Origin of the sequence: Paraburkholderia sp. Clong3 (assembly GCF_050436485.1) — a bacterium.
GTDB lineage: Bacteria > Pseudomonadota > Gammaproteobacteria > Burkholderiales > Burkholderiaceae > Paraburkholderia > Paraburkholderia tuberum.
This window is the reverse complement of record NZ_JBNDMH010000003.1, coordinates 619,079-631,431: the sequence shown is the minus strand read 5'-3', so window position 1 is coordinate 631,431 and position 12,353 is coordinate 619,079. Positions and strand designations below refer to the sequence as shown.

5 protein-coding genes are annotated in these 12,353 nt (G+C 60.9%); 4 read left to right on the top strand and 1 reads right to left on the bottom strand.

Going from position 1 to position 12,353, the window contains the following annotated elements; genetic code table 11:
* Positions 1-125: 125 nt before the first annotated feature.
* Positions 126-1,120, top strand: a protein-coding gene (locus tag OKW30_RS26290) for an IS630 family transposase (protein ID WP_184074580.1) whose coding sequence is annotated in 2 segments (ribosomal slippage) — positions 126-591 and positions 591-1,120 — 996 coding nt in all. Because the reading frame shifts where the segments join, the coding sequence is not laid out codon by codon here.
* 9 nt (positions 1,121-1,129) lie between these two features.
* On the opposite strand, the gene OKW30_RS26285 is transcribed toward OKW30_RS26290, so the two are convergent.
* Positions 1,130-1,576 carry a hypothetical protein gene (locus tag OKW30_RS26285; protein ID WP_429348031.1) on the bottom strand — a complete coding sequence of 149 codons (447 nt, stop codon included), beginning with the start codon at positions 1,574-1,576 and terminating at the stop codon, positions 1,130-1,132.
* 495 nt (positions 1,577-2,071) lie between these two features.
* Here OKW30_RS26285 and OKW30_RS26280 point away from each other — a divergent pair, with 495 nt between their 5' ends.
* The 3 genes from OKW30_RS26280 to OKW30_RS26270 all read left to right on the top strand — a co-directional run bounded on the left by OKW30_RS26280 (position 2,072) and on the right by OKW30_RS26270 (position 12,171).
* The gene (locus OKW30_RS26280) at positions 2,072-3,298 is read left to right on the top strand and encodes an ISL3 family transposase (RefSeq protein WP_429348030.1); all 1,227 of its coding nucleotides are present in this window, start codon (positions 2,072-2,074) and stop codon (positions 3,296-3,298) included.
* 102 nt (positions 3,299-3,400) lie between these two features.
* A complete protein-coding gene (locus OKW30_RS26275; RefSeq protein ID WP_429348029.1) occupies positions 3,401-11,905 on the top strand; it encodes a hemagglutinin repeat-containing protein in 8,505 nt (2,834 codons plus the stop codon).
* Positions 11,902-12,171, top strand: coding sequence for a hypothetical protein (locus OKW30_RS26270; protein ID WP_429348028.1), 270 nt, complete (start codon positions 11,902-11,904; stop codon positions 12,169-12,171). Before OKW30_RS26275 ends, OKW30_RS26270 begins: the two co-directional genes overlap by 4 nt.
* The last annotated feature ends 182 nt before the right edge of the window (positions 12,172-12,353 follow it).

Here is a 12,353-nt window from a genome sequence, read left to right as displayed (position 1 = left end):
TCCATCTGAATATCGTAGTGAAGGCGGCGTGCTTGATTCTTGCTTATTGATTTTTCCGTAAATCATGACAACCGTTGAGTGTCTCAAGCGTTATATTTTCAGGACGGTCCTGGAGACAAGTTGGCATGGCGCAAAGGCGAATGAGCGAAGCAGCAAAGAAGCGATTGAAGGCGGGTCGGCTGCTGCTGGCGGGCAAGGGCTGCGCCGAGGTGGCGTTGGCGGTGGGTGTGGCTCGGCAGACGGTGTACACATGGAAGCGGCTGCTCGATGAAGGCGGCATCGATGCGCTGCGAGAGGTGGGCGAGCGAGGGCGCCCGGCCCAACTCGATGAGCAACAGTTGGCGGCTGTTCGCGCCGCCCTGCTGCAAAGCCCCGTCGAGCATGGATTTGGCACTGAACTGTGGACTCTCAAGCGCGTGGGCGCGGTCATCGAACGCATGCACGGCATTCGCTTTGGCCAGACGCAGGTTTGGCGCATCCTGGGCTCACTGGGCTTTAGCCCGCAAAAGCCCGAGAAACGGGCCATCGAGCGCAACGAGGATGCCGTGCGCAACTGGAAGCGCCGCACCTGGCCCGCCCTTAAAAAAAAGCCCGACGAGAAGGCCGGCTGATTGTCTTCGTGGACGAGTCCGGCATCAGCGAGCGCCCGACCAGAGTCCGCACCTGGGCGCCCAAGGGACAGACGCCCATCATCCAGTTTCACTTCAACTGGAATCACGTCTCGGTCATCGCCGGGCTCACGCGCACCAACTGTTTGTTCCGGCTGCACGAGGGGAGCATCAAGAAGGAAGAGATCGTCCAATTCCTCAAGGCGCTCAAGGCCCACCTGAAGCAGCCGCTGCTGGTGATCTGGGATGGCCTGAAGGCGCATCGCAGTCGTTTGGTGCGCGAGTACCTGGACAGCCTGGACGGACACATCCAGATCGCGTTCCTGCCGCCGTACGCGCCGGACATGAACCCGGTCGAATACCTGTGGGCCTGGCTGAAGCGCCACGCGCTGGCCAACTACTGCCCCAATGATCTCGGCGAACTGCACGCGAGCGCCCGCAACAAGCTCAAGAGCGCTCAAAAGCGGCCTTCGATCATTGCCGCTTGCTGGATGCAGGCTACGCTGTGGTGATGTCATGAATTATGGAAGTCTCAATAGTCCAAGTGCTTTGACCACCGCCTTAAATTGCTTGTTCTGCGCCTGATTGTTACCGGGCCGACCATCGGCGCCGGCGAGCTGCACAGCGTCGCCGTCCGGCATGTCGGGCTGATAGACGAACGACTGAGCACTGCCGAGATTCTCCGGCACGCGCGGGCTGCTGCCATAGAGCGAGCTTGCCATCCTCGCGTCGTCCGCTTGTCGTGAGCGCCCGCGACAATCGCACGCCCATGCGGTGCCCAGGGCTACGGCCATCTCGTAACCGTTTGAATACGACTTCAGCCTATCGAACGGAAACCATTCGCCGGTTTCGATGTTCAGCGCCATTGCGGATGGCATTGGCGGAAAGTTTGAGTAGATCGAATAGGTGATACGGCAAAGCAGGCATTCTTCCTCGTCCCCAGTGCCGTCCTGTTTCTGTTGTTTCATTTGACCTCTTCTGATTTTCCAGAAAACACCCGACGAATTAACCATCCGAAGGAGTCACGGTCAACAGTTTTAATTTAAGATAGATCCGTTTTGACAAATATTGACAATAATAAACGTTAAAAAAAAGGGGAGACTTGCGACTCCCGGCTCTACCACGACAAAACACTAACCGGTTCTGTCGGCATTCCAATGAAGGTGGCTTGAGGGCGCTTTTTTTCAATTACACGGCGAGAAGCGGACGTTTATTCGTTTGCATATCTCTTCTGCAAATATTGACGCTTTGCGTCAATCAGACAATTCCTGTTTTTGATTTCTGTTGTTGCTTCGCACTGCATTGACAATTTTGCCTCTTTTGAAACCCGAGTGGGTGATTTGGCGGGTCAAGGGCGGGCGTGAGCCCGGCGCAGCGAACCCTTGAGGCGCCCTGAACCGACAAGCTGGTGCATGGCTGGTTGCGGCAGAATGCGGCAACCAGCCATGCGAGACGAAGCGAACATGACGAATCAACTCTTTGAAGCCGCCTTGGGAATCAAGGCCCCGTGGTACGTGCAAGGCGTCGACTTCGACACGGCCAAACGGCAGCTCACGATTGCCGTGGACTTTGTCGCTGGCAGCCGCTTCGCCTACCCCGGGGTCGCCGGTGAGCACCCAGTGCATGACACGCAAATCAAGCGACTGCGCCACCTGAATTTCTTCCAGCACGAGTGCTATCTGGAAGTGCGGGTACCGCGAGTGCGCTTGCCGGATGGCGCGGTACGGCTGGTGGAACCCGACTGGGTCGGCCAACTCGACGGCTTCACGTTGCTGTTCGAAGCGCTGGTGCTGATGCTGGCGCAGCAGATGCCGTTTGCCGCGGTGGCACGCATCGTCAATCTGTCGTGGCACCGCGTGCACGCCATCTGTTCGCGCTATGTGGAACTCGCGCTCGCGTCGGCGAACCTGTCGGACGTGAGCACGGTAGCTATTGACGAAACCTCGTACCGGCGCGGCCACGAGTATCTGACGCTGGTCGCCGACATGCAGGCGCGACGGGTCGTGTTCGTCACGCCCGGGCGTGACGCGAAGACGATTGAAGGCTTCGCGGCATATCTGAGCCGACACCACGGCACGCCCGAGCAGGTCACCTCGGTGAGCATCGACATGTCGCCCGCCTTCATCAAAGGCGTGGGCGAACATCTGCCCAATGCGCGGCTGACGTTCGACAAGTTTCACGTCGTCGCCCACGCGTCCAAGGCGCTTGATACGGTGCGCCGCCAACAACAGAAAGCCGACCCACAACTTAAAGGGATGCGCTGGACGCTGCTCAAGGACGCCAACAAACTGAATCTGGCGCAATTGACCGACCTCGAGGCGCTGGTCAGGCAGTACGCCACCAAGCGCACCGCCCGCGCATGGCTGTATCGCGAGCAACTGCGCGAGATTCTCGAGCGCAAGCAAATCCATGTCGTCTCCGAGATGTTGCGGCAGTGGTGCACCAACGTCATGCGCTCGAAAGTCGAGCCGATGAAGGACGTCGCGCGTCTGATTCGTCGGCACTTCGACGGCATCGTCGCCTGGACTCAGACGCGCCAGACCAACGGCTTCATCGAAGCAATCAACGGCTTGTTTCAAGCGGCCAAGCGAAAGGCTCGCGGCTACACGCGCTTCGCGACGATGCGCACGGTCCTCTTTCTCGTTGCTGGCAAGCTCGATTTCTCCGGCTTCAACCCGCATGCCTCGTGAGCCCCGTTACCCACTGCATTTTCAAAAGAGCCACAATTTTTAACTTACCCGAGCGGTGGCATGAGGTATTTTTCGGCAGGTTAAAAAAATACGCTATGCAGAATGAACAAGAACATGTTCAAGCTGGTTTTCAGCCGGTGCCGGAGTATGCTCGTCGCTGTTGCGGAAACCGCCATTGCCCACTGCAGCGCAAGTCAGGGCGAGACCCATTCATCGGCCTCACGGCGCCCGATCACACTGTTCGCCATGCGTCACGCAGCTTTCGCCGCGCTGGTGCTGTGCGGACTCGCACCTGTTCTCGCGGATGCGCAGATCGTGCCCTCGGGCGCGCACACGCCGAATGTCATCCAGACGCGCAATGGCCTGCCGCAGGTCGATATCAACAAGGCGTCGAATGCGGGTGTTTCGATTAATACGTATTCGCAGTTCGATGTGCAGAAAAACGGCGCAATCCTGAACAACTCGCCCGTTATCACGAACACGCAACTCGCAGGACAGGTGAGTGGTAACCCGAATCTTTCGCCAGGCCAGTCCGCGCGGATCATTCTCAACCAGGTCAACAGCAATTCGCCCAGCCAGTTGCGCGGCTATCTCGAAGTGGCGGGCAACAGGGCCGAAGTCGTCGTGGCAAACGGTTCGGGGATCGTGGTCGATGGCGGCGGCTTCATCAATACCACGCGCGGCATTCTCACCACCGGTACGCCGATGCTCGATGCGGGCGGCAACCTGAGCGGTTTCAACGTAACTGGCGGCATGATTACCGTCCAGGGCGCGGGCCTGGACGCGACCAATATTGATCAGGTGGACCTGATCTCCCGCGCGGTGGAGGCTAACGCGGCCATCCGTGCCAACGACCTGAATGTCATCACCGGCGCAAATCAGGTCAATCACGACACGCTGGCCGCGACGCCCATCGCAGGCAGCGGCGCAGCGCCAGGTGTGTCCATCGACGTGAGCCAGCTTGGCGGAATGTACGCCAATCGTATCGTTCTGGTCAGCAATGAATACGGTGTCGGGGTGTCCAATGCGGGCGTGATCGCCGCCCAGGCGGGTGACCTGACGCTCACGACGCAGGGCAGGCTGGTTCTCACCGGCAAGACAACCGCGAGCGGCAATCTTGCGATGTCAGCGGCGGGCGATGTGGACAACAGCGGCTCGACCTACGCGCAGCAGAACCTGACCATCAGTGCGGGGAACGTCACGTCAACCGGCACCCTCGGCGCGGGCATCAATGCGGATGGCAGCGTCGCCGAGAGCGGCGACCTGACCCTGAGCGCGGCAGATACCCTTTCCGCAACAGGCCAGAACATCGCGGGTGGCAATGCCACGCTTCAGGGCAACAACGTAACGCTTACGGGCAGCCAGAGCGCCGCTAACGGCGCGCTCAATGTTTCCGCCGCGCAGACGCTTGACACCAGTGCGGCAACGCTCAACGCGACGCAGCTATCTCTGGCGGCAGCGAACCTCACCAACCACGGCGGCACGCTAACGCAGACCGGCACCGGGCCGACTACCGTCAATGTGTCCGGTACGTTCGACAACACGCACGGATCGCTGGCGACGAACAGTTCCAGCCTCACGCTCGCGCCCGCTGCGCTCATCAACGACGGCGGCAGGATTACGGATTCCGGGACCGGCACCCTGTCCATTGCCACCGGTTCGCTGTCGAACAACGCGGGCACCATCGCCACGAACGGCTCGCTGGATGTCCACGGGGGCGTGGTATCGAACCGGGGCGGGACGCTGGCGGGGCAATCGTCCGCGACGTTTCAGGTGGCCTCGCTCGATAACAGCGCAGGCGGCTATGTCGGCGCACGCGACGTATCGATAACCGGCACGGGCACACTGAACAACGCGGGCGGCACGGTGCAGGCCGACGACGTGCTTGACGTGTCAGCGCAGAGCGTTGCGAACGATGGCGGCACGATTGCGAACGGCGGCGCCGGGGCTACGACGGTGAGCGCGAGCGGTGCGCTCACGAACACCGGCAACGGACTGGTCGGCGGCAACGGTGACGTGTCCGTCGCGGGAGGCAGCGTCAACAATGCGGGCGGTACGATCACCGCATCCGGGGCGACAACCGTGCAGTCCGGCAGCACGCTCGACAATTCAGCGGGTCTGATCCAGGGTAACGGCAGCGTATCGGCCTCGGCATCCGGTGCGCTCGTCAATACCGGTGGCCAGATCGAATCGGACGGCGCGGGTACGACATTGCAGGTGTCGGGCGCATCGGTGGACAACACGAATGGCCGTATCGCCAATGTCGGCACAGGCGCGACGACCATCAGCGCGGCAACCATCACGAACGCCAACACGGGCGGCTTGAGCGGTGCCGGCACGATCGGCGGCAACGGTGACGTGACTGTGAACGCGCAGACGCTGTCGAACACGGACGGCGCACAGATCGTGTCAGGTCACGACCTGACGCTGAACGCGACGCAGTCGGTGAGTAACACGGACGGCACACTCTCGGGTGCGAATAACCTCACGCTCGACCAGGCGGGCGCGACGGTCGTGAACCAGAATGGTTCGATCCACGCCAACGGTGCGCTCGGTCTGAACGTGGCGACGCTCGACAACACGTCGGGACGGATCGGCAATGACAACGGTAGTGGTGGCAGCGTTGCCATCACGGCTGGCACGCTGGCCAACCAGGGCGGCGCAATCGGCAGCGACCAGGACCTGAGCGTCGCGACGAACCAGTTGACCGGTGACGGCCGCATCGTGGCGGGCCGTGACGGCGCAGTAACCATCAATGGCGACTACACGCTCGACACCGCCAACCTGATCCAGGCGAATCACGATCTGAGCTTCACGACAGCAGGCAGCTTCACGAACCAGGGGACCCTCGGCGCAGTCAACGCGCTGACGGTCAATGCGGTGAACGTGGACAACCAGGCGGGCGCGGACCTCAATTCGGCCAGCACCACCGTCAACGCGGCGAACGCGATCATCAATGAAGGCCGCATCGAGGGCGACACCGTTACGACGAATAGCGCCACTCTGACCAACACCGCCACCCTCATCGGCAACACGGTCACGCTCAACGGCAGCCAGTCTATTATCAACACCGGGGCGGCCGCCATCATGGCCGCCGCTTCGCAACTGAACCTGTACTCGCCCGGCGATATCTCGAACACGGGCGGCGCGAACCTGTTCAGCCTGGGCAATATCAACATCGCCGCCGACGCGACGCGCGACGGTAACGGTCTGCTCGCGAACCGCTCGAATTCGCTCACCAACGACCAGTCCACCATCGAGGCGCAGGGCAATATCGAAGTCGCGACGCAGACGCTGACGAACTCGCGGCCCGCGCCCACCGTTGAGACAGTGACAACCGATGTTGAGACTGAACACCAGACCAAGCGCGGCAAGTACATCATCTGTCCGACCGGTGGTCCGATTCCGGCCTGTTCCAATCCCACCTGGAGCGATGGCTACAAGAATCCGCTCGACGCAACGTTCAGCGCCTCGCAGATCGTGTCGCAGAGCTCGGGGCCGAATGCGACCGACAACGTGCTGGTGGTCAACGTCAACGGCCAGCAACAGACGATCTGGTACAACACGCTGACGAAGAACGCTGACGGTTCGGTCACCGTCAACTACTGGGACGACTACGACCCGAACATCAACTACCTGCCGTCGACCGAATACCCGACGTTCAGCGGTGGACATAATGGTTATCAGGTCGTCGAGGTCGCGAGAGACACGACGACCACCACGCAGCAGGACCAGGTAACCGGTCCGCAGGCCCAGCAGGCGCAACTGCTGGCGGGCGCCAACCTGACGCTGGCGAACGTCGGTACGCTCAACAACAGCTATAGTGCGATCGCAGCGGGCGGCTCGATCCAGATCGGCGCCAGCCAGCAGGACGGCGAGATTGCCAACGGCAGCGGCAATTACGGCGGCACGCTGGTGAACAATACCGGACAGACGCTGTATCAGTATCAACGTCAGGACATCGTTTCCACCTATGCGTGGAACGTGGACACCAGCCAGGACCGGCAGACGGTGACGGAACCGTCAATCGTCCTGACGCCTGTGGCGATCGGTGGCACGGGCGGCACGATCATCGCGAATAACGCGGTCCAGATAAGCGGCACCGACATCAACAACACGAATGTGGCGGCGGCGAACTCCGCGACCGGGGCCACCGGTGGCACGCTCGGCGCGAACCAGGTCCTGACGGGGCCGCAGGTCGACGCCCCGCAAACGGTCGCCAGCAGCACTGGCAAGCTGAATCTCACCCTGCCGTCGAGCGGCCTGTACACCTATCAGACTGCGCCCGGCGCGTCCTATCTGGTCGTCACCGATTCGCGCCTGACCAGCTATACGAGCTTCATCTCCAGCGACTACATGCTCGGCCAGTTGGGGCTGAATCCGCAGAGCGTCGAGAAGCGCCTGGGCGACGGCATGTACGAGGAACAGCTGATTCGCGAGCAGATCACGCAACTGACAGGCCGCGTCTATCTGCAAGGCTATACGAACAACCTGGACGAGTATCAGGCGCTGATGACGAACGGCGTGAACGTTGCGCAACAGTTCGGGCTTGAGCCCGGTATCGCGCTGACGGCCGCGCAGATGGATGCACTGACGAGCGATATTGTCTGGCTGGTCAGTCAGACCGTCACGCTGCCCGATGGCAGCACGCAGCAGGTCCTCGCGCCCGTTGTCTATCTCGCGCAGACCCACGCGAACGACCTGCAACCGACCGGCGCGCTGATTTCGGCCGATGACGTCGAGATTCATGCGACCGGCAGCGCCACGAACAGCGGCGTGATCAAAGGCGGTACGCAGACGGTCGTCAGCGCCACCGATATCCTGAACCGTGGCGGCACCATCGGCAGCAGTGGGACGAACGGCACCACGGTCGTGGCCGCGACGAACGATGTGGTCAATGCGTCCGGGATGATCAGCGGCAACCGCGTTGCGGTGCTGGCGGGCAACAACATCATCAATACGACGCTGGTCGACACGGTGGGCGTGAGCAACGCGGCCAGCGACAGCAGGATGAACACCACCCTGCTTGGCGCACAGGGCACGATTGCGTCGACCGGCAACATGGTGGTTGCAGCGGGCAATGACCTGACCATGCACGGCGCGAATATCACCGCTGGCGGTGACGCGCAGATCACGGCAGGACATGACATTACGGTTGACGCGGTGCAGTCCACAACGTCGCAGTCCGGGATGCAGAACGCGCAGCACCATTGGGATGCGAGCAGCACGATCAATGAGACGGGTGCGATCACGGCAGGCGGCAGTCTCGCGATGCAGAGCGGCAACGACACGACGCTCAGGGGCGCGACCGTTGCGGCGGGCGGCGACTTGGCGGTGTTGGCGGGCGGCAACCTGACGGCTACCACGGTGACGGACACCGCCACTTTCAACAACGTTGCAACGGACGGTCCCTCCCGCAAGGAGGTTGACCATACGTACGACGAGCGGGCGGTCGGCACGACCTTTACCGCAGGCGGCAATGCGACACTTGGCGCGGTCAGCACCGACGCGCGCAAGGGCAATGTGACGCTGACCGGCTCGACACTCGCGGCGGGTACAGGGGCAGCGACGATTGCCGCAAGCGGCGACGTCGCGCTGAACGAAGCCCGCGAGGAACACGACAGCTACGTGGCGACCGAATCGAAGCGCAGAAGCGCGTTTCACGGCTCGACCACGGACACGACACAGAACACGCAGGCAAATATCGGCGTGGCAAGTATAGTGGCAGGCGATACCGTCAACATCAGCGCGGGCAAGGACCTGACCGTGAAAGGCTCGACGGTGGCAGGCACGAACGACGTGAATCTCGCAGCGGCTGGCAACGTCAACATTACGACTTCGCAGGATACGCAGACTACGTCCACGTACTACCAGAAACATGAGTCGGGATTCGGTACGAGCGGCGGCGTCGGTATCTCGGTCGGCAGCAAGACGCAGACCGATACCACCAATACGTCGCAGGTGACGAACACGGGCAGCACCGTTGGCTCGCTCGCGGGCAATCTGAGCATCGTCGCGGGCAATGATCTGCATGTGACAGGCAGTGATCTCATTGCTGCGAAGAACGTCACCGGTACGGGCGCGAACGTCATCATCGACGCCGCCACCGACACCACGCACTATGACAAATCGCATGCGGTCAAACAGAGCGGGTTCACCCTTGCCGTGAAAGCGCCGGTCATCGATGCCATATCGAATGCGGTTGACCAGACACATGCGGCCAGCAACAGCAAGGATGATCGGGCGGCGGCATTGCACGGCATGGCGGCAGCGAGCGCGGCGTGGGACGCGAATATGGCCGCCGGCGGCCTGGCCAACGATCTTGCGACGGGCACCACGCCTCAGATGAAGGTCGAACTCAGTTTCGGCTCCAGTAGCTCGAAAAGCACCTACGCGGAGGACTCCACGACACACGTAGGATCGAACGTGACGGCTGGCGGAACAGCGGCGTTTGTCGCAACGGGTAACGCCACGGCCGGCAGCGGCAACGTGACCATCGCCGGTTCGAACGTGAATGCCAGCGACGTGATTCTCGCGGCGCAGAATCAGGTGAATCTCGTCAATACGACCGACACCGATTCGACGCGCAGCACGAACCAGTCGAGCAGCGGCAGCGTCGGCATATCCTATGGCAGCAGCGGTTTCGGCGTCGATGCCGCCATGTCGAAGGCGCACGGCGACGGCAATACCGATGCGGCCACGCAGAACAACACGCATGTGACGGCGGCCAATACGGCGACAATCATTTCGGGCGGCGATACGAACATCATCGGGTCCAACGTGAGCGGCCAGCAGGTGAATGCCAGCGTCGGCGGCGACCTCAATATCGCAAGCGTACAGGACACGATGACGAGCGCCGCGCATCAGGAAAGTACGGGCGGCGGATTCAGCATCAGCCAGGGCGGCGGGAGTGCGAGCTTCAGTCACACCGACGCGAACGCGAGCGGCAGCTATGCGGGTGTCAATGAACAGGCTGGAATCTCGGCCGGTGACGGCGGATTCAACATCAGTGTCGTGGGTAACACCGACCTCAAGGGCGGGCTGATCGCGAGCGAGGCCGATGCGTCGAAAAACACGCTTTCGACAGGTACGCTGACGTTCTCTGACGTTCAGAATTCATCCAGCTATGACGCACATTCCAGCGGAATCGGCGGGGGCATCACGGCGGGCGATGGTGGCGCGAACTACAGCACGCACGGCAGCACGTCAGGCATCAACGGGGGCGGCGTCGCGCCGATGCTAAGCCAGAACGACAGCGGAAGCGACAGCGCGACGACGAAAAGCGCGATCGGCGCTGGCACGATCATCACGACCGATGCCGCGCAGCAGACCCAGGACACTGCAAGTTTGAACCGGGATACGTCGAACACAAACGGCACGGTGGCAAAGCTGCCGGACGTGAATGATCTGCTTGACCGACAGTCCGACATGATGGCGGCAGCGAGCGCAGCGGGCGAAGCCGTTTCCCGGCGGATTGGCGACTATGCGAAAACGAAGTATGACGAGGCAGCCGCCGCAGGCGATCAGGCAGGCATGGACGCGTGGAAGGAAGGCGGCACAGATCGCGCGATGATGCAGGCGGCGGGCGCGGCCCTTGTGACCGGCCTGGCGGGTGGCAACGCCATCGGTGGCGCTGCCGGTGCTGCGATTGCGTCGATTGCGGCCGGACAGTTGAACAACCTGAGCGACGCAATTGCCGGTTCGAATCCGACTGGCAATGCGTCAATGAATGAAGCCCTCGGGAACATCGTGGCCAATGCGATTGCCACGGGCGCAGGCGCGGCGGTGGGCGGCAACGCAGGTGCAGTCTCGGGGTACAACGTGGACCGGTTTAATCGGCAGTTGCATCCGGATGAGAAGAAGGCGATTGCGGATAAGGCCAATGGCGACGCGGCAGAAGAGAAAAAGCTGACGCAGGCGGCGTGCTACGTAGTGAAATGCTGGGCCGAGTATCCCCAGGGAAGCGACCAGTACAACGCAAATTACGTGAGTCAACTTGAGGCATCGCAGCTTGGGCCGGAGTTGCAGTGGGTCAACAACCAGAAGGAAGCGGGACTGTTCGACTACACGCCGACGCAGAAGATCTCGGACATGCTTAAGGCTGATCCATTCGGGGTGGCGAAGGATGCAGCAAAAACGGGTCTGGGTGCGTACATGGCAACCACCGGAGCCAGAGTTTGCGCTACGGGCGCTGCATGTGGCGTGGGTAGTGCCATGATTACCTTTGGGCTCAATGATGTATTTGAAGGGAGCAATGGACTGTTCAACCGTTACGAAGGTATTCCAGAGCCCGGTGTCAACCCTCTGCGAATGGGTTTCAACATAGTTTCACCTACTTGGGGTAATGCGCTCTACGACACGGCTGCATTTGCGACAAGTGTTGCGGCATTGACCATGCCAACTCCCCTAAAGATGGGGTGGTCAGACGGCTTGAATCGTCCCGGCACGATGTTCGATGTCACGGTTCCAAAATTTAACAATATGCTCACGATTCCAGTTCTCCAGTGGGAAATCCCTGTCACCGCGAATCAGGCTATGCAGGTTATCAATGTGGGATCAAAGGGTGCCAAAATCGTGAACGATGTGCAGAACGCGGAGAAGAAATGAATTGGAAACGACTCTACGCACTCGTGCAGTCGATCTGCATCGTTTGGGGCGCTGCTATCGGCGCGGGGATTTTGTGGGCGATGATCTTGACAGGTCTATGTCGATTCGCATTCAAGCTCGATGAAAAGCCGGCGATGTTGTTTATTTTTTGCCCGGTTTGCATAGTGTTGGCTGCGTATTGGATCAGAAAACTGCCTGCCCGACTACGCAAGGCCGGTATGTTGAGCGACGATCCGTCGCGGTTTGGGCCGTGGTTTAAGGGTTGATGTGACTAAAGCAATTAACCTTGATGCAGAGGTGGCTATGCAAGCCGAGCACGCATGCAGAAGATTAAGCCGTTCGATAGCAACTACAAGAATGCCCGCGACAGCTACAAAGTCAAAAACGACAAGAACAAGGAATGACCCGTCGAGCAGCCGCAGCCTATTTTGCAGCGGCTTCCTGTCGT

What these genes read in the sequence shown, in the direction of transcription:
- OKW30_RS26275 (WP_429348029.1), top strand. Translation starts at nt 3,401, where the DNA reads ATGAACAAGAACATGTTCAAGCTGGTTTTCAGCCGGTGCCGGAGTATG.
- OKW30_RS26285 (WP_429348031.1), bottom strand. Translation starts at nt 1,576, where the DNA reads ATGAAACAACAGAAACAGGACGGCACTGGGGACGAGGAAGAATGCCTG.
- OKW30_RS26280 (WP_429348030.1), top strand. Translation starts at nt 2,072, where the DNA reads ATGACGAATCAACTCTTTGAAGCCGCCTTGGGAATCAAGGCCCCGTGG.
- OKW30_RS26270 (WP_429348028.1), top strand. Translation starts at nt 11,902, where the DNA reads ATGAATTGGAAACGACTCTACGCACTCGTGCAGTCGATCTGCATCGTT.